This is a genomic window from Nocardiopsis sp. NPDC050513 (assembly GCF_044457925.1).
GTDB lineage: Bacteria > Actinomycetota > Actinomycetes > Streptosporangiales > Streptosporangiaceae > Nocardiopsis.
In genome coordinates, this window is the sequence record NZ_JBITHK010000001.1 from 198,970 (window position 1) to 223,446 (window position 24,477).

At 73.0% G+C, this 24,477-nt stretch carries 17 protein-coding genes; 4 read left to right on the forward strand and 13 right to left on the reverse strand.

Annotation, left to right across the window (positions count from 1 at the left end):
- Positions 1–121: 121 nt before the first annotated feature.
- The gene (locus ACIBFB_RS00840; protein ID WP_397224724.1) at positions 122–871 is read left to right on the forward strand and encodes an MIP/aquaporin family protein; all 750 of its coding nucleotides are present in this window, start codon (positions 122–124) and stop codon (positions 869–871) included.
- A gap of 353 nt (positions 872–1,224) precedes the next feature.
- Positions 1,225–2,793: an FAD-dependent oxidoreductase gene (locus ACIBFB_RS00845; protein WP_397224726.1), complete on the forward strand. Its 1,569-nt coding sequence runs from the start codon at positions 1,225–1,227 to the stop codon at positions 2,791–2,793.
- A 201-nt stretch (positions 2,794–2,994) separates the two neighbouring features.
- Here the strand turns inward: ACIBFB_RS00845 and ACIBFB_RS00850 are convergent, their stop codons facing one another.
- From ACIBFB_RS00850 to ACIBFB_RS00900, 11 genes are all read right to left on the reverse strand, one after another.
- Positions 2,995–3,213: a cold-shock protein gene (locus ACIBFB_RS00850; RefSeq protein ID WP_358569782.1), complete on the reverse strand. Its 219-nt coding sequence runs from the start codon at positions 3,211–3,213 to the stop codon at positions 2,995–2,997.
- Between the two features lie 272 nt (positions 3,214–3,485).
- Complete coding sequence (locus tag ACIBFB_RS00855) at positions 3,486–6,008, reverse strand: glycoside hydrolase family 2 protein (RefSeq protein ID WP_397224729.1); 2,523 nt, start codon at positions 6,006–6,008, stop codon at positions 3,486–3,488.
- A 91-nt stretch (positions 6,009–6,099) separates the two neighbouring features.
- A complete protein-coding gene (locus ACIBFB_RS00860; protein ID WP_397224731.1) occupies positions 6,100–7,029 on the reverse strand; it encodes an ABC transporter ATP-binding protein in 930 nt (309 codons plus the stop codon).
- The gene (locus ACIBFB_RS00865; RefSeq protein WP_397224733.1) at positions 7,026–7,979 is read right to left on the reverse strand and encodes an ABC transporter ATP-binding protein; all 954 of its coding nucleotides are present in this window, start codon (positions 7,977–7,979) and stop codon (positions 7,026–7,028) included. The genes ACIBFB_RS00860 and ACIBFB_RS00865 overlap by 4 nt, the downstream gene beginning before the upstream one ends.
- Positions 7,979–8,878: an ABC transporter permease gene (locus ACIBFB_RS00870; protein ID WP_397224735.1), complete on the reverse strand. Its 900-nt coding sequence runs from the start codon at positions 8,876–8,878 to the stop codon at positions 7,979–7,981. Before ACIBFB_RS00870 ends, ACIBFB_RS00865 begins: the two co-directional genes overlap by 1 nt.
- Positions 8,875–9,870 carry an ABC transporter permease gene (locus ACIBFB_RS00875; protein WP_397224737.1) on the reverse strand — a complete coding sequence of 332 codons (996 nt, stop codon included), beginning with the start codon at positions 9,868–9,870 and terminating at the stop codon, positions 8,875–8,877. Before ACIBFB_RS00875 ends, ACIBFB_RS00870 begins: the two co-directional genes overlap by 4 nt.
- A gap of 74 nt (positions 9,871–9,944) precedes the next feature.
- Positions 9,945–11,645, reverse strand: coding sequence for an ABC transporter substrate-binding protein (locus ACIBFB_RS00880; protein ID WP_397224739.1), 1,701 nt, complete (start codon positions 11,643–11,645; stop codon positions 9,945–9,947).
- Positions 11,646–11,871: 226 nt separating this feature from the next.
- Complete coding sequence (locus tag ACIBFB_RS00885; protein WP_397225407.1) at positions 11,872–12,891, reverse strand: LacI family DNA-binding transcriptional regulator; 1,020 nt, start codon at positions 12,889–12,891, stop codon at positions 11,872–11,874.
- Between the two features lie 79 nt (positions 12,892–12,970).
- Entirely contained in the window at positions 12,971–13,849 is an 879-nt protein-coding gene (locus tag ACIBFB_RS00890) for an Fpg/Nei family DNA glycosylase (RefSeq protein WP_397224741.1), read from the reverse strand.
- Positions 13,850–14,266: 417 nt separating this feature from the next.
- A complete protein-coding gene (locus ACIBFB_RS00895; RefSeq protein WP_397224743.1) occupies positions 14,267–17,386 on the reverse strand; it encodes a DNA helicase in 3,120 nt (1,039 codons plus the stop codon).
- 185 nt (positions 17,387–17,571) lie between these two features.
- Positions 17,572–19,005 carry a PucR family transcriptional regulator gene (locus ACIBFB_RS00900; RefSeq protein ID WP_397224744.1) on the reverse strand — a complete coding sequence of 478 codons (1,434 nt, stop codon included), beginning with the start codon at positions 19,003–19,005 and terminating at the stop codon, positions 17,572–17,574.
- Between the two features lie 153 nt (positions 19,006–19,158).
- On the opposite strand from ACIBFB_RS00900, the gene gabT reads away from it, so the two are divergent.
- Complete coding sequence (gabT, locus tag ACIBFB_RS00905; protein ID WP_397224746.1) at positions 19,159–20,496, forward strand: 4-aminobutyrate--2-oxoglutarate transaminase; 1,338 nt, start codon at positions 19,159–19,161, stop codon at positions 20,494–20,496.
- Positions 20,497–20,730: 234 nt separating this feature from the next.
- Here the strand turns inward: gabT and ACIBFB_RS00910 are convergent, their stop codons facing one another.
- Positions 20,731–21,219, reverse strand: coding sequence for an Lrp/AsnC family transcriptional regulator (locus ACIBFB_RS00910; protein ID WP_397224748.1), 489 nt, complete (start codon positions 21,217–21,219; stop codon positions 20,731–20,733).
- A gap of 149 nt (positions 21,220–21,368) precedes the next feature.
- On the reverse strand, positions 21,369–22,973 hold the full coding sequence (locus ACIBFB_RS00915) for a PucR family transcriptional regulator (RefSeq protein WP_397224750.1): 1,605 nt from the start codon (positions 22,971–22,973) through the stop codon (positions 21,369–21,371).
- Between the two features lie 183 nt (positions 22,974–23,156).
- On the opposite strand from ACIBFB_RS00915, the gene ACIBFB_RS00920 reads away from it, so the two are divergent.
- Positions 23,157–24,452, forward strand: coding sequence for an aspartate aminotransferase family protein (locus tag ACIBFB_RS00920; RefSeq protein ID WP_397224752.1), 1,296 nt, complete (start codon positions 23,157–23,159; stop codon positions 24,450–24,452).
- Positions 24,453–24,477 lie beyond the last annotated feature (25 nt).

The window sequence follows — 24,477 nt, forward strand, 5'->3', positions numbered from 1 at the left end:
TGCCCCGCACATCCCCATCACGTGACGGGTGAGTCCGCTTGTCGCCCGCGTCCCACGCCCCCCGGACGCGGAGCGACGGACCTCCCGCACCCCGCATGCCCCACACGGGGCGGAGGTCCACATGGTTTATCTGGCAGAGTTCGTCGGCACGGCGATCCTGATCCTGCTCGGCGGCGGCGTCGTCGCCGGCGTGGTGCTGGCCAAGTCCAAGGCCAACAACGCCGGCTGGATCGTCATCACGTTCGGCTGGGGTATGGCGGTCGCGATGGCCGTCTACGTCACGGGCACCACGAGCGGCGCCCACATCAACCCGGCGGTCACCATCGGTCTGGCGAGCATCGGCTCGTTCGAGTGGTCCCTGGTTCCCGGGTACATCGCCGCGCAGATGGCGGGCGCCTTCACCGGTGCCGTGCTCGTGTACCTCGTCTACCACGCGCACTGGGCGCCGACCGAGGACGCCGACGCCAAGCTCGCGGTGTTCAGCACGGCCCCGGCCGTGCGCAAGCCGGTCGCCAACTTCGTCACCGAGGTCATCGGTACCGCGATGCTGCTCATCGGCATCCTGGGCATCGGCGCCAACAGCGAGCACATCCGCGACGGTGAGGTGGACCTGTCGGCCCTGTTCTCCACGGGTCTGGCCCCGCTCCTGGTCGGTCTGCTCGTGCTCGGCATCGGCCTGTCCCTGGGCGGCCCGACCGGCTACGCGATCAACCCGGCCCGTGACCTGGGCCCGCGTATCGCCCACGCGCTCCTGCCCATCCCGGGCAAGGGCTCCTCGGACTGGGGTTACGCCTGGATCCCCGTCGTCGCGCCGATCGTCGGCGGCGTGCTCGGCGCCTGGATCTGGAAGCTGACCGGGTTCGGGGGCTGACGAGCCTCTCCACCGGGGGAGCCGGGTACCGCCACGGGGGCGGTACCCGGCTCCTTCGTCTGCGGCCCGATCCCGCGACGCCCGGGCGGCCGTACTGGTACTGACCAGAGCGTTCGACAATACCGAACATCCGAAGCTTCATGCGCATGATTCGCCACCCTGAGCGACGAAATCCCCGCGAAATCGCGGCCATACCCCCGCCCTCGCGCCTACTCGCAGGTAGAGGGGAGGACTATCTTCAACATCGTGCGGCATTGTCGTATTATGCAGATGACACCTGCCTGAAACGTCAGAGCCCGTTCAGGTACAGGCACGGCACCCGCCATCCCTCCCGAACGGACGGAGCACCAGCCATGACCGCCAGAACCCACCAACACGACATCGCCTCCTCCCGCGCCCACACGCGTGAGGAACTCGCCAGGGGCACGTTCGACCTCCTCGTGATCGGCGGCGGCATCCTGGGCACATCCGCCGCCTGGACCGCCACCCAGGCCGGTCTGCGCGTCGCGATGGTCGACTCCGGGGACTTCGCCGGGGCCACCTCCAGCGCCTCCTCCAAGCTCGTGCACGGCGGCCTGCGCTACCTCCAGACCGGCAACGTGCGCCTGGTCGCCGAGAACCACAAGGAGCGCCGCTCCCTCGCCTCGGACGTGGCCCCCCACCTGGTCAACCACATGCCGTTCCTCGTCCCCATCTACTCCGGCGGCCCCCACGGCGCCGCGAAGATGGGCGCGGGCGTGTTCCTGTACTCGGCTCTGTCGGCCTTCGGCGACGGCATGGGCCGTCTGCTCTCCCCCAACCAGGCCAAGCGGCTGGCTCCCGGGCTGCGCACCGACGGGCTCCGGTCGGTCGCCGCCTACAGCGACCACCAGATGAACGACAGCCGGATGGCCGTCATGACCGTCCGCGCCGCCGTCGACGCGGGCGCGGTCGTGCTCAACCACGCCGAGGTCGTGGGCCTGCGCACCACCCGGGGCCGGGTCACCGGCGCCGACCTGCGCGACCGGGTCGACGGGCGGGAGTTCGGGATCGACGCGCGCCTGGTGCTCAACGCCACCGGCCCGTGGGTCGACCGCCTGCGCGACATGGAGCAGCCGGGCGTCGCGCCGAGCGTGCGCCTGTCCAAGGGCGCCCACCTGGTGCTCAAGACCCCGGAGCCGTGGCGCGCCGCGCTGACCATCCCCGTCGACAAGTACCGCGTCTCCTTCGCCATCCCGTGGGAGGGCCGTCTCCTGCTGGGCACGACGGACGAGGAGTACACCGGCGACCCCGCCGAGGTCGGTGTGGTCCCGGGCGACGTCGACCAGATCCTCGGCGAGGCGGCGCTCGGCATCGACGCCCCCTACCTCAACCCCGACAACATCACCTACTCCTTCGCCGGGCTGCGCGTCCTTCCCGGCGGGCCCGGCGGCACCAGCTCCGCCAAGCGCGAGACCGTGGTCACCCAGGGCCGGGGCGGCATGCTGTCGGTCGCGGGCGGCAAGTGGACCACCTACCGGCACATCGGCCGCACCATCCTGGAGGAGCTGCGCAAGGTCTCGGCCGTGCCGCTGGCCGAGGACATGTCCGACCCGCTCAAGACGGTGCCGCTGCCCGGCCTGGCCAGCCCCGAGGCGGTCACCCACCGGATCATCATCGACCGCGATCCGGGCGCCCGCCTGGACCCGCTGGTCGCGCGGCACCTCGCGTCGCACTACGGCAGCCTGGCGATGGACATCGCGGCCCTGGTGCGCGACGAGCCCGGGCTGGGCGAGCGCATCCACCCCGACGGCCCGGACATCTGGGCCCAGGTGGTCTTCGCCCGCGACCACGAGTGGGCGGTCACCGCGGACGACGTCCTGCGCCGCCGCACCACGGTCACCGTGCGCGGGCTGGACACCCCCGAGGTGCGTCAGCGCACCGAGGCCCTGCTCCAGGGCTGACCCCGACTCCGGCCGCCCCGCACTCCCTGGAGGGGCGGCCGGTCCACCGCGTCCCGGCGCCGGGCTCCTGACCCCGGCGCCGGGACACCGCTGTGTCCGGGGCGTGCTCCGCGGCCCCGCCCGGCCGGAGCGGCGCCGCACACGCGAACGCCCCCGGAAGGCGGACCTTCCGGGGGCGTACCGTGACGTGCGTGGCCCTACCTAGATGGCGACGACGTTCTCGGCCTGCGGGCCGCGGGTGCCGGCGACGATCTCGAACTCCACGCGCTGGTTCTCCTCGAGGTTACGGAAGCCCGAACCCTGGATCGCGCTGTAGTGGACGAAAGCGTCGGGCCCACCGTCGTCGGGGGAGATGAAGCCGAAGCCCTTCTCGCCGTTGAACCACTTCACAGTACCCTGAACAGTAGTGCCCTGAGCCATGTTCTCTCCTTCAGCTCGGTGTGCACGGACGCTTACACACGCGTCCGAGCAATTGCCGCGAGCCGATCGAAACCGCCCGCCGGTCACAAACTCCGCGGGCATACACCAACTGCGAAATTCAACGACTAACAATCACCATCGAACGTATCACAGCCGGGCGCGTCGGCGGCGGATTTCGGTGTGGCAACCCGCACGGACGCCCGGGGAATACCCGGCGTACCCGGGACAGCGCGCACGGACTCCCCCCAGGTCACCGGAGCGTCACTGTCTGCTCACCTCGATGTCGCCAGAACGTCGTTGACGCACCTCAGGACGGGTCTGGCCAGCACGGCGGAGGGGTCCAGACGGGCACCGTCCGTGATCACGAACGTGTGCTCCTCCCCCGGCAGCAGCGTCACCAGGGCGGTGTCCACGGTGGCCGCCGGGTCGAGGCGGTCGATCTCGACGACCAGATCCCGCAGCAGCGAGCGAGCACGGATCCGCACCAGCAAATCCCTCCCGCGCACGCGTGTTTGCGCGTCGAATTCCGGTTTTCGGTGGTCGAGATCCCGGTCCCTGGCGAAGAACCACCACGCCCGCTCCCCGGCTCCGTCGACGGTCAGCACCTCCCGTCCGGGCCGTCCCGGCACGGCCACCCCGTCGGGAACGGGCACCCGCAGCGCCGCGCGCGGACCCACCCGCACGGCGTGGGCGGACGAGGCCAGGAGCCCGCCCTCCACAGCGACGTCGCGCCGCGCCACGGTCAGCTCCACCGGCCACTCCTCGTCGGTGTCGTTGCCCAGCACGACGCACAGCCCTCCCCCGGACGGCTGCACGGTGGCCACCCGGTCGGCGTAGGCCGCGCGCACGGCGTACCACGCGGGCTTGCGCCGTCCCGCGCCGTCGACCAGCGCCCACGACGTCACCGGCCAGCAGTCGTTGAGCTGCCACACCACCGTCCCCGTGCAGTACGGCCACAGGGAGCGGAAGTGGCCGATCCCCACGTCGAGCGCCCGTGCCTGGAGCACGCGGGTGAGGTAGTGCCAGTCGTCGTAGCCCGGGTCGCGGACCCCGAAGTGCTCCATGAGTCCGCGCGCGAGCTTGGCGTCGCCGTCCTCGGCCTTCTGGTGGTGGGCCACGCCCGGGGAGGAGGGGGTCATCGGGTCGTCGGAGACGGCCGCGCGCAGGGTGGCGTGGCCGGGCGGCGCCTGGTAGCCGAACTCGGCGGCGAAGCGCGGCCGGTGGTCCCGGTACCGGGTGTGGTCGAGCCGGTTCCAGACGTCCCACACGTGCGTGGTGCCGTGGGCGGGGTCGTTGGGGTGGGTGCCCTCCCCCGGCGAGAACGGACTGCCCGGGAGGTAGGGCCGGGTCGGGTCGAGCTCGGCCACCACGCGCGGCAACAGGTCGAGGTAGTACCCGGCGCCCCACGGGCGACCGTCCAGGGCGGGTTTCCACCCCCAGTCCTCGTGGCCCCACAGGTTCTCGTTGTTGCCGCACCACAGCGCGAGAGCGGCGTGCGGAGACAGCCGGACGACCGCGTCGCGCGCCTCGGCGGCCACCTCGGAGGCGATCGGCTCGTCCTCGGGGTAGGCGGCACAGGCGAAGGGGAAGTCCTGCCACACCAGGACCCCCAGATCGGAGCACACCTCGTAGAAGTCCTCCGACTCGTAGGTGCCGCCGCCCCACACGCGCAGCAGGTTGACGCCCGCCGCGCACGCCTGCCCGATCCGCTCCCGGCGGCGCGCGCGGTCGACGCGGGCGGGGAAGGTGTCGTCCGGGATCCAGTTGGCGCCCCTGACCAGGATCCGCCGCCCGTTCACGGCGAGCGCGAACCCGGTGCCGTGCTCGTCGGGTTCCTGGAGCACCGCGATCTCGCGGAAGCCGATCCGGCCGCGCCACGTGCCGCACACCCGCTCTCCCGCCCGCAGCTCCACGACCAGCTCGTGGCGCGGCTGGCCGCCGTGGCCGCGCGGCCACCAGAGTTCGGGGTCGGCCACCTCCAGCTCCACCACCGCGCTGTCCCGGCCCGGGCCCGCGGTCACCGCGGCGGCGACGCCGGACAGACGGGCCGTGACGGTGAGCTCGGCCTCCCGACCGGAGGCGGCCCGCTCCAGGTCGACGTGCGCCCGGACGCGCCCCGTGACCCTCCCGCCGCCCAGTCCCTCGACGCTCACCAGCGGTCGGACGGCGGCCAGTCGCGCGGTCGACCAGCACTCCAACCGGATCGGCCGCCAGATCCCGGCGCCGACCAGGGTCGGCCCCCAGTCCCACCCGAAGTCGCAGGCGGTCTTCCGGATGAACTGGTACGGCTCGTCGTAGGCGGCCGGGAGCGGCCCCATCCGCTCCCGGTGGGCCTCGGCGTAGCGGTACGGGGCGGTGAACTCCACGGCCAGTTCCGGGGCGCCTCCCCCGGCGGCGAACGCCTCGGTGACGTCGAACCGGTGGACGCGGTGCGCGTTCTCGGCCCGCCCCACGTCGCGCCCGGCCACCCGCACGGTCGCGACCGTGTCCAGGCCCTCGCACACCAGGTCCACGCGCTCCTCCCCCCGGCCGGAGACCTCCCCGCGGCGGGCGAGCAGCCCGGCCTCCCGGGCCAGGGAGCGCGTGTACACCCAGTCCGTCCGGCCGATCCAGCCGAGCCGGGTCTCGTTGTCGTCGGCGTGGGGGTCGTCGATCTCCCCCGCGGCGAGGAGGTCGGTGTGCACGCACCCCGGCACGGTCGCGGGCAGCGTGCCGAGCCCGGCGGCGGGGGAGCCGGGGTCGGCGCCGACGGCGGCCAGGGCCCATCCGTCGCGCAGGTCGAACGAGGCGGTCATGGAGGCTCCGTTTCCGGTGGTGGGACGGGTCATGCGGGGGCCCGGCCCCCGGCCGGGTCCACGCGGGCGTGTGGGCGCGGCGGGGCGCCCCTCACCTCTGGTCGATCCCGACGAAGTGCCCCTCCTCCGCCTCCAGGAGCGGCGCCGAGGCGTCTCCGTCGGCCACCGTGGGCAGGGTGACGTCCTCCGGGGGGTGGGCCGCCAGGTCGGCGTCGACCTCCGCCCAGGTGCGGTGCAGTTGGGGCACACAGGAGAGCAGGTGGCGGCTGTAGGGGTGCAGCGGGTTGTCGAAGACGCGCGCGGTCGGGCCCATCTCGGCGATCGCGCCCCTGCGCAGGATGACCGAGGTGTCGCTGACGTAGTTGCCCAGGGACAGGTCGTGGGTGACGAACAGGATGCCCAGGCCGCGTTCCTTCAGGTCGGCGAGCAGGTTGAGCACGTCGATCCGGGTGGAGGCGTCCAGCATGCTGATGATCTCGTCGGCCACCAGGAGCCGGATGTCCAGCAGCAGGGCGCGGGCGATGAGCATCCGCTGCAGCTGCCCGCCGCTGAGCTGGTGCGGGTACTTGTCCAACACGTTGCCCGGGTCCAGCCGCACGGTGCCGAGCGCCGACAGCACCCGGTCCCGCCAGTCCGCGTCCGAGACCTCGGGGAAGTAGGAGCCGCGCACCATCCCGAAGACCCGGTCGGCCTTGAAGATGGGGTTGAAGCAGCTGAACGGGTCCTGGAAGACGCCCTGGACCCGGCGGTAGTACTCCTTGCGCGCGGCGAACCGGCGGATGGTGGCGATGTCGGTGCCCTCGACCAGGATCCGGCCCTCGGTCGGCCGCGACAGGCCGAGCACCATCTTGCCGAGGGTGCTCTTGCCGCTGCCGCTCTCGCCGATCAGCGACACGACCTCGCCCGCCCGCACGGTCAGGCTGACGTCGCGGACCGCCCGCGTGCGTCCGCCGCCGAAGGCTCCGGTCCGGTACACCTTGTGCACGTGTTCGAGTTCGAGGAGGGGCTCGCTCACCGTCATTCACCCGTCTTCCAGCACGCGGCCCAGTGGCCGGGTTCGATCTCCACCAGCGGCGGCTGCTCGGCGCACCTGTCGAAGGCCAGGGGGCAGCGGTCCCTGAAACGGCAGCCCGTCGGCGGGTCGAGGAGGCCGGGCGGGGTGCCGGGGATGCCCTCCAGCCGTCCTCCGTCGACCGTGCTCCCCACCTCGGGCAGCGCCGAGACGAGCATGCGCGTGTAGGGATGGCGCGGGTCCCCGATCACGGCCCCGGCGGGCGCCTTCTCGGCCACCCGCCCCGCGTACATCACCATGATCGTGTCCGCCATCTGGTACACGAGCGAGATGTCGTGGGTCACGAACACCATGCTGCGCACGTACCCCCGGTCGCGGAACTCCACGAGCGATTCGGCCACCGAGCGCTGGGTGGACACGTCCAGGGCCGAGGTGACCTCGTCGGCGATGAGCAGCGAGGGGTCGAGCAGGGTCGAGACGACCATCACCACGCGCTGCTTCATGCCGCCGGACAGCTCGATGGGGAAGCGGTCGAGCACCTCGGGGTCGAGACCGACCAGTTCCAGGCGGCGGCGCAGCTCGTCGGCCACGTCGCCGGGGCGGACGCCGCGGGAGCGCAGCAGTTCGTTGATCATCCGCCCGATCCTGCGCGTGGGGTTGAGCGCGCTCATCGCGTACTGCGGGATGAGGGAGATCTCGTGGTACCGGAGCGGGACCATCGCCTCGTCGTCGGCGATCGGCACGTCCTTCCCGTCCAGCTCGACCGTGCCGCCGACGTGCCGCATCCGCGAGTCCAACCGGATCAGGCTCTTGCCCAACGTGCTCTTGCCGCAGCCGGACTCCCCGGCCAGGCCCATGATCTCGCCGTCGGCGAGGTCGAAGGTGACACCGTCGAGGGCGTGGACGTCCCCGCGCAGGGTCCGGTAGTAGACCTTGAGGTCCTTCACGCGCAGCGTCATCACAGCTCCCGCAGCTTGGGGTTGAACACCTCGTCCAACCCGACGTTGAGGATGTACAGCGAGCCGACGATCACGGTGATGCCGAGCCCCGGCGGGACGAACCACCACCACAGACCGAGCTGGAGGGCGCTCCAGGCGACCGCGTTCTCCAGCATCAGGCCCAGGGAGACGCCGTTCGTCGGGCCGAGTCCGATGAAGTCCAGACCGGCGGCGATGAGGATCGCGCCCCCGAAGAGCAGGATGAACGTCATCACCAGGTAGGAGCTCATGTTGGGCGCCACCTCGGCGGTGATGATCCGCCAGGTGCGCCGACCGCTGAGCCGCGCCAGGTCCACGAAGTCGCGGGTGGCGAGGGAAAGGGTCTGGGACCGTACCGCGCGCGCCGCCCAGGGCCAGGAGGTGAGGCCGATGAACACGCCCTGGACGAGCACGCCGCGCGCGTCGAGGTAGGCGACGGCCACGATGAGCACGACGAGCGTCGGGAGCACCAGCACGACGTTCGTGATCATGTTGAGGACCTCGTCGACCCAGCCGCCCTTGTATCCGGCGAGGAAGCCGACCGCGGTGCCGACCGCGAACGCGACCCCGCCGCCGAAGGCTCCGATGAGGAAGGTCGAGCGCAGGCCGTGGACGAACTGGGCCCACACGTCCTGCCCGAAGGTCGTGGTGCCCAGCCAGTACTCGCCGCTCGGCGGCTGGCTCTGGGGGCCCACGTACTCGTTGGGGTCGTGGTCGACGAACACCGGGCCGACCAGCCCCGTGACGAGGAACGCGAGCACGACGCCCAGTCCGATGAGCAGTTTGGGGTTGCGCCGGGCGAAGTGCAGTGTCTCGGAGAACCGCCGCTCGGCGGCGGGGCCTCCGGCGGCGGTGCCCGGGGTTCCGGCGACGTCGCTCACGCCGCACCTCCCGTCATCTGCGTCCGGGTCCTGGGGTCGACCAGGACGTAGACGATGTCGATGATGAAGTTGGCGATCAGCACCCCGACCACCACGAACAGGAAGATCCCCTGGAGGAGGAAGAAGTCGCGGTTGGTGAGGGCGTCCAGGATGAGGGTGCCGAGGCCGGGGTAGTTGAACACGATCTCGGTGAGCAGCGCCCCGGCGATGACGGTGCCGAGCTGGACCGCCAGTCCGGTGATCTGCGGGAGCATCGCGTTGCGGAACGCGTAGCGCCGGATGAGGCGCCGCGGGGCGCCCAGGGCCTGGAGGTAGTTGGCGTAGTCCGCCTCCAGCTCGTAGATGATCATGTTGCGCATGCCGATCGCCCACCCTCCGAGCGCCACGACGAACAGGGACAGGAACGGCAGGAACCAGTGGCTGACCAGGCTCGACGTGAACGCCCACGAGAGCTCGGGGCGCAGGGCGTAGCTGTAGCCGCCCGCGACCGGGAAGGCCCCGGCCACGACCCCCAGTGACCAGGCCAGCAGCAGCGCCAGCCACATGTACGGCGTCGCGGTGAGGACGTAGCCCACCGGGAGGATGGTGTTGTCGAGGACCTTGCCGCGCGCGGCGACGGCGCCGAGGCGGTTGCCCGCGATCCAGCTCAGCAGGATGGCCGGGATCAGCAGCGCCAGGGTGAAGGGAGCGGCGCGGAGGATGACGTCGGTGACGGGCTCGGGGTACAGCATGATGCTGACCCCCAGGTCGCCCCTGAGGAGTCCGCTCCAGAAGCTCAGGTACTGCTGGTGGAGCGGGGTGTCGAGGCCGAAGACCTCGTTGTAGTAGGCGTTCATGCGCTCCAGGGCGGCGGGGTCGCTGACCGAGGCGCGGGAGAGCATGCTGCGGACGGGATCCCCCGGCATGAAGCGGGGGATCATCCAGTTGACGGTGACCGCGATGACGAACGTCAGCAGGTAGATGACGAGCTTGCGGCCGATGTAGCGCGACACGCGCTTGACCTCCGGGGTTGGCGGTGGACGGAGGTCCGGGGGCCGGGCGGCGTGTGCCCCCGGCCCCGGACCGCCTATCCGACCGGCTCGATCTCGGCGAGTGTGAGCACTCCGCCGAGCTCCAGCCACCCGTTCCACAGGGTGGCGGCGGAGTCGGGGGTGTCCTCGTGCTCGCTGGGCCAGTTGGTCCAGTACACGTTGCTCGTCTGCGACCAGAGGCCGTTGTACCAGAGGGGGATCGCGGGCATCTCGGCCAGCTGGATCTCCTGGATCCGCGCGCTGATCTCGGCGGCGGCCTCCACGTCGTCGGTGGGAACGGCCGCGAACTCCTCGACCAGTCCCCAGACCTCCTCGTTCTCGTACCGGCCGAAGTTGACGGTGGTCTGCTGCTCCTGGACCGGCAGCTGGAAGAGGTAGTCGTAGTACGTCCAGGGCGAGTTGCTCTGCTGGCGCTCGTTGTTGATGAGCATGTCGAACTCGCCCGCGTTGCGGTCGTCCACGAGCAGGTCGAACTCGGGGAACTGCGCCTCGACGTTGATTCCGATCGCCTGCGCGTTCTCCGCGATGAGGCGGGCGGCCTCCATCCAGTCGGTCCAGCCGGAGGGGACCATGAGGGTCAGCTCGATCGGGTCGCCGTCGGGCGTCTCGACGAAGCCGTCGCCGTCCTCGTCAAGGTAGCCGGCCTCCTCCAGGAGCCCGACCGCCTCGTCGGGGTCGTAGCCGATCCCGGACTCGTCGACGAGTTCGTGGTCGACGTACTGGTCCCAGCTCGGGAGCAGGCCGGTGGGGTTGGCCGCCTCCACCAGGTTGGAGTAGGGGCCCGCGATGATCTGGTCCATGTCGACGGCCCGCGCCAGCGCCTGGCGGAAGGCGGTGTCGTTCATCGGCGCGCGGTCGTGGTTGAGGACCAGCCAGGCGGTGTTGGCGCTCTGCATGTACGGCGGGCCGTCGTAGAAGCTCGTGAGGGTCTCGTCGCTCTCGAGCTGCTGGTCGATGCCGGGCAGGAAGTTGTTCGACAGGTCCAGCTCGTCCTGGGCGAGCATGTTCATCGTCACCTCGTTGGAGGCGTTGACGATGTCGACGATGTACCGGGCGTCCATGTCGATGTCGAGCTGCTCGACCGCCCACCAGTCGTCGTTGCGCTCCCAGATCATGCGGTCGTCCGCGTGGTCGCCGTAGACGTAGGGGCCGGTGCCGACCGGGTCCTCGTTGGGGTTGTCGACGATCTCGTCCTCGGTGCTGTCGGCCCAGAGGTGGTCGGGGACGATCGGGTTCGTGTAGGCCCAGTTCATCCACTCCTGCGGGCGCGGCTCCGAGAACGTGACGGTCACGGTCCGGTCGTCGGTCGCCTCGACGCTCTCCACGTAGTCCCACACGTTGCTGTAGGGGGAGGCGTCCATCTGGCCGAGTTCGAGGGTGGTGACGACGTCCTGCGCGTCCAGGACCTCTCCGTCGGTCCACTGGATCCCCTCGCGGAGGGTGATCACGTGCACGTCCTCGGCGGTCCACTCGTCGCTCTCGGCGAGCCAGGGCACGTACTCGTTCTCCGACGGGTCGAAGAGGAAGAGCGGCTCGTAGACGAGGCCGATCGTGCCGACCGCGTACTGGCCCCGCATGAAGGGGTTCCAACTGACCGGAGGCCCCCAGGCGGTCCCGGACGTGTACAGGGTCTCGTTGCGGGGGTAGGCCCCGGAGCCGCCCTCTCCGCCGTCGGCGCAGGCCGTGGCCGCCAGGACCAGGGCCGCGAGGGCGGCCGGAAGCCGCAGAGCTCTCATCTCGACTCCTCCTTCGTCCCCGGCCGGCCCTCGGATGGGGGTGGGCCCTTCCGGCAAGCGGCAGGGTGGGAGCGCTCCCAATCAGGGGCGCGGAAGGCCGTTGCTGAACCGGGTAAGTGACGTCAACAACAACACGCGCCCGACGGCGTCGTCAATCCCCAGCAGCATGGGCGTTATCCGCTTGTAACAGCGCGGACCTGCGGATCCGGATCGGCGCGGCCGCGCGTCAGGAGACGAGCGGGCCCGTGCTCGCGCGCGGGTGCAGCTCCGCGCGCGGGGCCGGCCGGCTCTCGACCGGTTCACCCTCGATCAGTGCGAGCAGCATGCGCGCGGCCTCGTTCCCGCAGGCCGCCACGTCGCGGGCGACGGCGGTGAGCGAGGGGCGGACCAGACCGCACAGGACGGAGTCGTCCCAGGCCACGACGGACAGCCGGGAGGGCACGTCCACGCCCATCTCCCGAGCCACGCCGAGGCCGGCCACCGCCATGAGGTCGCTGTCGAAGACCAACGCCGTGGGCCGGTCGCGCTGGGCGAGCAGCGTGCGCGTCACGCGCGTGGCCGCCTCCCCCGTGTGGTCGGCGCAGACCGTGCGCGCCTCGCCGATCCCGGCCTCCCCCGCCGCCTCACGGAACGCGTGGGAGCGCTCCCGCGTGTGGACGTAGGACTCCGGTCCGGCCACGCGCGTGATCCTGCGGTGCCCGAGCGCGGCCAGGTACCGCACCACCTCGCGCATGGGGGCGCCGTCGTCCGTGTGCAGGCCGGGCAGCGGACCGGCGCTCTCCCGGGAGCCCACGACGACGGCGGGCAGGGCGAGGCCGTCCACGACGTCCGGCCGGGGGTCGTCGACCCGCGGGTCGACCAGCACGACGCCGTCCACCCGCTGCTCGGCCGCCCAGCGCCGGTACGTGGCGAGCTCGGCGCCCGGCCCCTCGACCACCTGGAACAGCAGGTGCGTCCCGGACTCGGCCAGCTCCGCCTCGATGCCCGACACCAGCCGCATGAGGAAGGGTTCGACCCCCAGGGTGTGCGCGGGCCGGTCCACCACCAGGCCGATCACGCCCACCCGGCCGCCGGACGACAGGGCGCGCGCGGGTCCGCTGGGGGCCCACCCCAGGTCGCGGGCGATGCCGACGATGCGCTGGCGGGTCTGCTCCGACACCCCCGGCTTGCCGTTGAGCGCGTAGGACACCGCCCCCTTGGACACCCCCGCCACCCGGGCGATGTCCATGATGGTCGGCCGCCGCATCTGGGACCCCAACGATCCTCCCTGGGTACTGAACCGGTTCAGTATCGAGTTTACGCGGTGTCTCCGTGACACACCGTGTCTAGCGCTGGCAACCGGGGCACCAGTACAGGGTGCGTCCGGCCAGGTCCGCGGCGGCGACGGGCGATCCGCACACGCGGCAGGGCTCCCCCGTGCGGTAGCAGACGTAGAGCGTGTCCGGGCGGGGCACGGGGCGGGCGTCGGGATCGGGCCGGTGCTCGGGACGCGTGGTGATGATGTACCCGTCGCGCACGCCGTCGCGGAGCAGGGCCGAGAGGTCGTCCCAGAGAGCGGTCCACTGGTCCCGGGCGAGGTCGCGGCCCGGCGTCCACGGGTCGATCCCGGCGCGGAAGAGGGACTCCGCGCGGTAGATGTTGCCGATGCCCGCGATGACGTCCTGGCGCATGAGCAGCACGGCGACGCTCGTCCGGGAGCGGCTGACCGCGTGCCACGCGCGTTCGGGGTCGGCGTCGGCGCGCAGCGGATCGGGGCCCAGCCTGTCCTGGACCGCGCGCTTGCCGTCGTCGGTGATCACCTCGCAGGCCGAGGGGCCGCGCAGGTCCGCCCAGCCGGAGGAGTTGACCATCCGGGCCCGCACGGTGCCGACGGGGGCGGGCGGCAGGACGAAGCCCTCGGCGTCCCGCTCCAGCTCGCGTCGGCCCGCGCCCTCGGTCCTGGGCGCGCCCAGGTGGCGCTCGCCGTCGGCGTCGCCGAAGGTCCACGCGCCGTACAGGCCGAGGTGCACCCGCAGCCACTCCCCCGAGTCGAATCCGAGGAACAGCTGCTTGCCGTGCGCCTCGCTCTCGGTGAGCACGCGCCCGTCGACCCGCGCCGCGCCGTCGGCGAAGCGGCCCTGGGGGCTGCAGGCGCGCACGGCGCCGCCGCCGAAGGTCGTGTCGAAGTGCGCCGCCAACCGGTGCAGCGTGTGGCCCTCGGGCACGCGTGTCTCCCTCCCCGCCCGGCACGGCGGACGGACCGCCGCGTGCCGGGCACGATGCTCCGATCAGGGTAGTGCGGCCCGCCCGCGCCCAGGACGGGCGTCCCCGAGCCGCGCGGTGGCCGCCGGGCCGACCGCGGCAGGCCGGCCCCAGGGCCGCCGCACCCCCGACCGGCGGACCTGCCCCGAAGGCCGGACGCCCCGAACAGACGGCGGAACCCGAACAGCCCAGGGATCACCGAGCCCCACGCGACCCATGCATCACGGCCATCGGGGGAACCCGACCCGAGCGACCCGGGCGGCACGGCTACGCGCCCCAGCGACCACCGGGCCCCGGGCGGTCGCCCTGGCCCCGCACGCGGGGGTGCGCCCCGAACGGCGGGAGGGCCCGTCGGCGCGCGCGACCGGCCCGCCCCGCGTTCAGTACGCCGCGAGGATCTCCTCCACCAGTGCACGGGGGTCGGCCAGGCAGCGCCAGGCGGGCACGAGCACGACCGGGTCGCCGGTGACGCGGTTGAGCGCCTCGCCGCGGACGATGAGGTGGCGCAGCGCGCGGCCGTCCGGCTCCCGGTCGAGCAGGATGATCAACCGACGGGCGGCGAAGCGGACGACCAGGTCCACCGTCCACCCCTGGACGGTCTGGAGCAGTGCGACCGACGTGCCCGCGCCGCGCAGCTCGTCCACCAGGGCGTCCCTGGCCGGGTCGGCCCCGGCTCCCAGGTGTGTGCCCGACACCAACGTGTCCAGGTCGGCGAGCGGCCCGTCGCCGCCGATCCAGTACCCCCGGTCCCCCACCGCCACGAGCCGCCGCCGCGTCCGGGTGAGCACCGACGACCACAGGTGCCCCATCCGCCGCACCCGGCGCTCGGCGATGGCGGGCGCACCGGCCGCGAGCATCGGCGAGAGCACGGTGACGTCGGCGGAGTCCCGGTCGCAGGCGAGCAGGTCGGGACCGCCGACGCGCACGTCGTGGCGCGGTTCGCGGTGGCGGAGCTGGCGGCGGATCAGCGCCACCTGCGGCTGTGTCGGCGCCACCACGGCGATCAGGTGGTCGGCGGGCAGCGTGGCGTCGAGCTCGTCCACCACGACCGCCACCCGGTAGGCCTCGTCGCGGTTGACGTAGGACGCGCCCGGCGCGGCCTCGCACGTGCCGTGCACGTCGTGCCACTCGAAGGCGGGACCGCCCGCGGGGTCGGGGATCGTGCGCACGGCCACGCGCCCCCCGTAGCAGTGCCGGGAGGCCGCCGCGGCGAGCGGCGGGGCCGCACCGACGTGCTCGTCCAGCCACAGCAGGGGCGGCGCGGCCTTGTAGGCGGCCCGCAGCGCCGACCCCGATCCGTGCCGCAGGCCCCGGTCGTCGAGCTGGTCGGCGGTCAACCCCGCGGCGGTCAGGGCCCGGCGTTCCTCGGCGGGTTCGAGCCCGCTCGGCGGCCCCGGGTGGGCGGGGTCGCCGAGCACGAGCGCCCGGCTGGCGCGGTAGAGGGCGGGCAGCGCCTCGGCGGCCCGGGTCCGCTCGGCCCCCACCAGGATGACCAGGTCGTACAGTCCGGCCTGCGGCGGCAGGGCGCGGACCTGCTCGGTGCGGCACATCCAGGTGGGCAGGGTGTCCAGCAGGTTGGACACCCCGGGCCAACCGGTGCCGTGGTGCCAGTTGAGGGTCTCCAGGCGGTTCTCGATGGCCGCCCGGCCGCGACGGAGCCGGGGCTCGGTCGCCGCGCTCAGGCAGGCGGAGCTGGACCGGCGGTGGCCGGTCAGGGCGTCGGACAGCCCCCCGGTCAACTCGCCGAGCGGTGCGCAGCGCGTCCGCCGGTCGACCGCCGCCCGCCACTCGCTCTCCATCCGGGCGACGGCGCACAACCGGGCGAGGCTGTCGGGATCGGTGCCCACGCCCAGCTCACGGCGGATGGCGGCGCGGTGCTGGAGACCGACGAACCCGCCCGCCCCGGCACGTTCGGCGCGGTGCAGCCAGTACTCGGGGCCGCCCCGCTCGGGGGTGAACAGCGCGTCGGGGTCCCAGCCGCCCGCGATGCTGCGCCCGCGTTCCTCCGCCAGCCGCGCGAGCGCGTGCCCGCCCGAGGCCATGGAGTCCATGGCCCGCCACGCCTGGCGGACGCGCGCCCAGTCGTCGGCGAGGTCGGCCTGGTGGGAGACGTCCTCGCCGTCCGCGGGGTCGGGGGTGACCGGGGGCGGGGTCCCGGCGTGGTCGAGGAGCAGCCGGTTGAGCTGGCGGATCTCGGCGGAGCGGTGTTCGGATCCGCCGACGCGCACGACCGGGTGCCCCGGCGCGATCCGGGCGCGCCGGGTGATCTCGGCGAGGTCGTTCTCCGTCCCCCCGCAGACCAGGACCCGCTGGCCGTTGCTGACGGCGGTGCGCACGAGCGCGTCGACCAGGTCGTGGACGCCGCTGCCGGGCGGGGCCGCCGCCACCGTGAGCTGTTCGCGCATGGCAGCGTCCAGGACCGCGTACTGGGACTGGTTGAGCGGCGTGGCCGAGACGGGGACCGACGCGGCGACGCCGCCGTCGCGGCCTTCCGGAGCCGGGGCGGCGGCCCGGCGGGCGGAACCGCCGACCGGCCGCCGGGCCGTCTCCGGCTGGGCCGGCCGCGCGCCGCGGCCGAGGAGGGGTTCCAGGGCGGTGCCGACGGCCGACTCGGGGTCCAGACCGTCCCGGTCGGAGGAGTCGAGGTCGGCGAGCACGCCCTCGACCGAGCCGGGCCCGTGGTCGTCGCCCTCGGACTGGGCGCCGGGTCCGGCGCGGAAGAGCACGGCGGTGTTGTGCGCGCCGGGCACGAGCTCGGTCGGGCAGCCTCGCGTGCCCAGCGGGTCGATGGCGTCGACCCGCTCGACCTCCAACCGGGCCAGGAGCGTGCGCACCTTGGCGGTGAGGTCGGCGACGGCGGCCGGGCGGTGCGCGGTGTCGGGCGCGCCGGCCCGCAGGCGGGCCCGGAGTTCGAACAGGTCGTCCGGGTCGCCGATCCCGAGGCGGGCGAGCAGGGCGACGTTGACGTCGGGCGGGCCGACCGCGCGGACCGCGGTCCCGTTCTCGGCGCGGGGACCGGGGTCGCGCGGCAGCCCGTCGAGGTCGTCCACGGCGCGCACGTCCGTGGTGAGCAGCGGGAGCGCCACGCGGTCCGCGCCCTCGCCCAGGACCACCAGCGGGTACCCGTACCGCAGCGCCTGGCCGCGCAGCTGGGCCAGGCGCAGGACGCGGGTGCCCTCGGGGTGCAGGGGGACGGCGTCCAGGGCGCCGCTGAACAGGAGTTCCGGGCCGGGCGGCAGGCAGGCGCAGATGTCGGAGCCGAGGTGTTCGGCCCGCACGACGTGGGTGTGCACGCCCTCGCGGCTCAGGCAGGCGCGCAGGTAGGCGAGGACGGAACGGACCTCGTCGCGGTCGATCGAGGGCTTCCACCGCAGCGATGCCGCCCCCACCCCGGACCTGCCGATCCGGGTGTCGGTGGAGGGCGTTCCCGGTACCCCCGCGACCGTCCCGGGGCCGATCGGCCCGCCGATCTGCTGTTCGTCGTCGCGCAGTGACCTCACGTCGCCCCCCGGCCCGCCGCCCCGTGATCGGGTGATTACCGCCCGCTAGCAAGGCCATTCTTGTGGATCAGCCCGGCCCAAGCCGGTGGAACCACGGAAACCGCCCGGAATTTCACTCTGGGTGACCACGATCGGAACGGTCCGGACACGGGGTCGCCCGCGTGCGGGAACGGTCCGCGCGAGGGTCAGTCGACGCCGCGCACGCGCAGGGCGATCCAGAGCTCGGCCCGGTAGTCGGGGTCGTCGAGATCCCCGGGGAGCAGGTCCCGGATCCGGGTCATCCGGTACCGCAGGGTGTGGCGGTGGACGCCGAGCGCCTCGGCCGCGGCGTCCCACCGGCCCGCGCTGGCCAGGTACGCGCGCAACGACGCCAGCAACTCGGCTCCGGTGCGCTGGCCGCTGAGCGGTCGGAGCAGGTCCGCGGCCATGCGCGCGCCCACCGGGGTCTCCGCCAGACCGAGGAGCCCCCCGGGCAGGTCGCCGACGCGGACCACGCCGCCCTCCCCCTCCGGCGCGGCGGCCCGGGCGCGTTCGGCCTCGGCCAGGGCGGTCTCCAGGTCCGCGTACCCGCTGGGCTCGCTCAGCCCGACCGGCCCGTCCAGCACCTCGCGGATCACCGCGCCCGGGGTCGCCGCACCCGCCAGGAGCAGCGCCCGCCCGTCGTGTTCGGCGACGAGCACCCCTTCGGGCGGGTGGGCGGCCCCGACCGCCGTACCGACGCCGACCACGACCGGCTCGCGGGGAAGCGTCCCGCGCAGGGGCGCCGCGCCCTCGTGCAGGGGGTCGAGCGCCCCGCTCAGCAGTGCGACCACCACGCCCTCGCCCGCCTGGCCGGAGGGGCCGCGTTCGAGTTCGAGCGAGAGCAGCGACACCGCCGCGTTGACCAGCGTGCGCTCGTCCGAGCCCAACGGCCCGGCGGTCCCCACGGCGAGGTACCCGCGCGCCCGCCGCCCCGTGGCCAGCGGCTGCACGGACACCCGCTCGCCCCCGGTCTCCACTGACGCGCTGGCGCGCACGCCCGCCTGGCGGAGCCGGGGCAGCTCCGCGGCGATCTCCGCCGCGTGCCTCCCGGCCGCGGCGGGCGCCGCGTGCGCGACGGCGCCGTCGTCGCCGAGCAGGAGCACCCAGGCGTCGAGGTCGCGGGCCAGCCGGTCGATGATCTCGGGCGCCCCCGCGAGCGCCGCCCGCGTCAGTTCCCGTTGCGCCGCGAAGGCCCGGGTGAGGCCCTCGTACTCCTCCTTGGCCAGCAGCCGCGAGACCTCCTTGCCCACCGCGATGAACGGCGTCTCGCGCGCCACCTCCACGAGCGGGACGCCGAACTCGGCCGCGGCCCCGCGCAGCGCCGGAGGGGTCTCCTCCAGCACGACGCCGACCCCGAAGCCGAGTCCCGCGACCTGCCGCTCCGCCAGTCGGCGGACGTAGTCGCGGTGGTCCGGCGCGCTGTCGGCCCACCTGACGCCGGTGGTCAGCACGAGTTCGCCGCCGGCCAGGTACGGGGTGGGGTCGGTGAGTTCGCTGACCGCGACCCACGCGACCTTCCGGTCCAGCCGGTCCTCGCCCGTGAGCAGGCGCAGCCTCAGGCTCGGCGTCCGCAGCAGGGCGCCCAGGGTCGGGGGCATCCGCTCTCCCTCCGTCCACGTGTCGCACGCCTCATTGGCACAGCTCCGTGCCCCAATTATCCACCGTGTCCATGTCTGGCCCGGTCCGCGCCGCCTAAGGTCGTGGCAGTCGGACCGACACCCTCACCGAGCCCGTTCACAGGAGGCAGCCGCATGGCCACGTCCGAGGTCGTCCAGTCACGCCGGATCGTCACGGAGATCCCCGGCCCGAAGAGCCGTGCGATCCAGGAACGCCGCAGGGGTGCGGTCGCCCAGGGCGTCGGCAGCGTCCTGCCCGTCTACGTCGAGCGCGCGGGCGGCGGGATCGTCGAGGACGTCGACGGCAACGCCCTGATCGACTTCGGCTCCGGCATCGCGGTCACCAACGTCGGCAACGCCGACCCGCGCGTCGTCGAGCGCGCGGCCGAGCAGCTCGGCCGGTTCACCCACACGTGTTTCATGGTCAACCCGTACGAGGCGTACGTGGACGTGTGCGAGGCCCTCAACCGCGTCACCCCGGGCGACCACGAGAAGCGCTCGATCCTGCTCAACTCCGGCGCCGAGGCGGTGGAGAACGCGGTCAAGATCGCCCGCAGCGCCACCGGTCGCCAGGCCGTCGTCGTCTTCGACCACGCCTACCACGGCCGCACCAACCTCACCATGGGCCTCACCGCCAAGAACATGCCCTACAAGCAGGGCTTCGGGCCGTTCGCCGGCGAGATCTACCGCGTCCCGATGGCCTACCCCTACCGCTGGGCGACCGGCGCCGAGAACTGCGGCCCCGAGGCCGCCAGGACCGCCATCGACCAGATCGCCAAGCAGATCGGCGCCGAGAACGTCGCCGCCGTGGTGATCGAGCCGATCCAGGGCGAGGGCGGCTTCATCGAGCCGGGCGCCGGGTTCCTGCCCGCGATCGTCGACTTCTGCCGCGCCAACGGCATCGTGTTCGTCGCCGACGAGGTCCAGACCGGCTTCGCCCGCACCGGCGACCTGTTCGCCTGCGACCACGAGGGCATCGTCCCCGACCTCATCACCACGGCGAAGGGCATCGCGGGCGGCCTGCCGCTGGCCGCCGTGACCGGCCGCGCGGAGCTGATGGACGCCGTCCACGGCGGCGGCCTCGGCGGCACCTACGGCGGCAACCCGGCCGCGTGCGCCGCCGCCCTGGCAGCCCTGGAGGCCGTCGAGTCCGACGGCCTGGTGGAGCGCGCCCGCCGGATCGGAGAGCTGATGCTGGGCCGCCTGCGCGAGCTGGCCGCCAAGTACGAGGTCGTCGGCGACGTCCGCGGCCGCGGCGCGATGATCGCGATCGAGCTGGTCAAGGACGCGGACAAGACGCCGAACCCGGAGGCGCTGGCCAAGGTGCTCGCCTACGCGCACTCCCAGGGCCTGATCCTGCTCAGCGCGGGCACCTACGGCAACGTCGTCCGCATGCTGCCGCCGCTGGTGATCTCCGACGAGCTCCTGAACGAGGGGCTGGACATCCTCGACGAGGCCTTCGCCCGTCTGTAGACCGCCCGGCCCCGGGGGCGTCCGACGGCGCACGCCCCCACCCCGGCCACCTTGGCGGACATCGCCCGATCACGGCCTTGCGCAACAGGCTAATGGTATGCCCCCGCGTCCACCGTGATCCCGCCAAGGCACGGCCCCGCCCGCGCGTCTCGTTGGACGCGGGCGGGGCCGTTCTCCGCGCGGTGGCCCCGGGCGGTGGAGGGCGGCGGTCGGGGCCGTTCCCGTCCGAGACCGCTAGCGCGTACCCCAGGCGTAGGTCTGCTTGCGGAGCTTGAGGTAGAGGAAGGTCTCGGTGGTGTCGACCGTGTCGACGTCCCGGATCCGCGCCAGGATCTCCAGCAGCCTGGGGTCGTCCTCGGCCACCACCTCGACCATCAGGTCGAAGGAGCCCGCGGTGATCACCACGTACTCCACGCCCGGGATGTCGGAGATGGCGTCGGCGGCCCGGTTGAGGTCGCCGGTCGTGCGGACGCCGATCATCGCCTGCCGGTTGAAGCCCAGCATCATCGGATCGGTGACGCCGACGACCTGCACGACCCCGGCCTCCAGCAGCCGCTGGACACGCTGGCGCACCGCCGCCTCCGACAGGCCGACCAACTTGCCGATGGAGGCGTAGGACCGCCGCCCGTCCTCCTGGAGGAGCTCGATGATGCGCTTGGCCGTGTCGTCGAGGACGACGCCGTTGCTCCTGCGCGCGGGACCGGAGTCCCCCTGGTCGGTCACATGATCCTCCGCTTGCTTCCGCAAGAATCCGATGAATTCTGGCCTGACGACGTAGGGAATTCGCCGCTGCGCCAGTCAACAACGACGGATTCCACGTTACTGCACGGTTCGTTCCCGGCGGAAGACTCTCCTGCGAACCCGCGACCGGGTCAGCGCTCGTCCCGCACCGAGTCCAGGGACAGCAGGGCCACGTGCAGCGACAGGCACGTCTCCACGGATTCCAGGTCGGCGTCGAGGATGTTGGCGATCCGCCGCAGCCGTTCGTAGAAGGCGGGCCGCGACAGGTGGGCGCGGCTGGCGGCGAGCGCCTTGTTGCGGCCCGCTCCCAGGTAGCACCGGAGCATGGCGGTCAGGTCGTCGCCGTGCCGGGCGTCGTGGTCCAGCAGCGGGCCCAGTTCGCGCTCGACGTAGGTCTGGAGCCGCTCGTCGTCGCGGAAGAGGTGCAGCAACCCGCGCAGGTGCAGGTCGGGCAGCCGGTAGAAGGGGCGCTGGTCGTTCTGGCGCACGGCCACGTCGCCGACCTGCCGCGCCTCCAGGAACGACCGCCGCACCTCGCGGATGCCGTCCGCCGACGACCCCACGGCCAGCACCGCCGCGTCCCCGATCGTGTGCCGCACCCGGTCGGCGAGCATGTGCAGCGTCGGTTCCAGCCGCTGCTTGCCCGACAGCGGCAGCAGGATGCCCACCCTCAGGTCGTCGAGCGAGCCGACCAGGGCGGGCAGCCGCAGCTCGCGGCAGGCGCGCGCGGCGCCCTCCGCGGTGTCCGACAGCCGTGCCTGGGCCGCCAGCCCGGTCCCGCTCTCCCGCAGCCGCAGGACCAGCCCGACCAGCTCGCGCCCCTTGAGCGGCACCCCGACCGCCCGGGCCCGGACCAGCGCCTCCTCGGGGTCGGAGTAGGCGCGGTCGATGATGCCGGAGATGATCGTCCGGTGCGTCTGGCGCTCCAGGCTCTCCTGGTGGCGTTCGAGCAGCCGACCGAGCGCCAGCGTGGTGGCGGCGCGTTCGATGAGCATGCTCTGGCGCTGCGTGGGGTTGGCGCCGACGATGAGGATCAGGCGGCCCCAGTCCTGGCCGCGTGCGCCGACCGTGGTGACCAGCCAGCCGGTACTGGGGGCGTGGACGGTGTGGCTGCCCGAGCGGATCGCGCGCGACCGGCTCTCCCAGGAGGTGAGCAGCGTGCCGGGGTCCTCGCCGTTGAGGTCGCAGGCCAGCACCTGGTGAGTGAGGTTCTCCAGCACCACCGGGCACCCGGACAGCTGGGCGACCTCGTGCAGGATCTGGCCGGTGTCGGCGCCCTCCACCGAGAGTTGGGTGAAGACCGAGTGCAGCTTCTCCGACTCGCGCAGCTCCTCCAGCTGCTCGTTGACCACCCGGATGTGCACGGCCTCGGTGATCTCCACGAACCGCGCCTCGCGGTCGAGCAGGACGACGGGCACCCCCGCGTCGCGTGCCGCGCCCAGGAAGGCGGGCGGGAGTTCGGCGTGGTACTTGCGGCCGAGTTCGACCGCGATGCCGCTGACACCGGCGGCGGCGAGGTCGTCGATGTAGCGCCGCAGGGCGTCGGGGTCGTCGGGCATCGCGATGCCGGTGCTGAGCACCAGTTCGCCGCCGCGCAGCAGGTGGGCGAGGTCGGTGACCTCGGCGATGTGCACCCAGCGCACGGGGACGTCCAGGTGGTCGGAGCCGACCACGACGCGCGGGCGCGCGCGTTTGAGGGCGGGCAGCTCGAGGACCTCGGCGAGAGTGGGAAGCACCCTGCCATTCTAGGACGCACTGTCACGCACCGGGCACCGCCGCCTTACACCCTGCACGCACCGCATGCCCTCTGACCACCGCGACCGCGCACCGGGGCCGACTTTACACGTCGTAACACCGACCGGCATGTTGTCAACATGGTGATCCTGGCCATCCGCCGGAGGCGCGGAGAGACTGGGGGCATGTCGGAACTTCTCTCGCGCCACCGCGCGGTCATGCCCTCCTGGTTGCCCCTCTACTACGAGTCCCCGCTGGAGATCGTCAGCGGCAAGGGGTCGCGCGTCACGGACGCCGACGGCCGCACCTATCTCGACTTCTTCACGGGCATCGTGACCAACATGATCGGCTATGACGTGGCCGAGGTCCGCGAGGCCGTGGAGCGGCAGATCGCCAGGGGCGTCGTGCACACCTCCACGCTGTACCTCATCCGCGGCCAGGTCGAACTGGCCGAGAAGATCGCCCGGCTGTCCGGCATCCCCGACGCCAAGGTCTTCTTCACCAACTCCGGGACCGAGGCGAACGAGACCGCGCTGCTCCTGGCCACCTACGCGCGCGGGAGCGACGAGGTCCTCGCCATGCGCGGCAGCTACCACGGCCGCTCGTTCGGCACCGTGGCCGTGACCGGCAACCGGGGCTGGAAGAACTCCTCGCTGTCGCCGCTCAACGTGCACTACCTGCACGGCACCGACCGCGGCGCACCCGCCTTCCGCGGGATGTCCGAGAAGGAGTACGTCACCGCGTGCGTCGCCGACCTGCGCGACGTCCTGGACACCACGGCGCCGAACGTCGCGTGCCTGATCGCGGAGCCGATCCAGGGCGTGGGCGGCTTCGCGATGCCGCCGGACGGCCTGTACGCCGCCTACAAGGAGGTCCTCGACGAGCACGGCATCCTGTTCGTCGCGGACGAGGTCCAGACGGGCTGGGGACGTACCGGGTCGAGCTTCTTCGGGATCGGCAACCACGGTGTCACGCCGGACGCGATGACCTTCGCCAAGGGGCTCGGCAACGGCTTCGCGGTCGGCGGCGTCGTGGCGCGCGGCGACCTGATGGACCGCCTGCACGCGCTGGGTGTGGCGACGTTCGGCGGCAACCCGGTGTCGATGGCGGCCGCCGGGGCGACCCTCGACTACGTGCTGGAGCACGACCTCCAGGGCAACGCGCTGCGCCAGGGCGGGCTGATCACCGACGGCCTGCGCCCGCTGACCGACCTGCCGAGCGTCTCCGACGTGCGCGGCAAGGGCCTGATGTTCGCCGTGGAGATGGTCGACCCGAACACGGGCGCCCCCTCCGCGGAGCTGGCCGGGCGGGTGCTGGAGGGCACGCGTGAGCGCGGGCTGCTGGTCGGCAAGGGCGGCGTGCACGGCAACGTGCTGCGGATGGCGCCGCCGCTGACGCTGTCCGCCGAGGAGGCGGCCGAGGGCCGGGACGTGCTCCTGGACGCGGTCCGCGCGGTCGACGCGGAGGCGTGCGACGCCTGAGAGGCGTCGGGGGCGTCAGGACCGC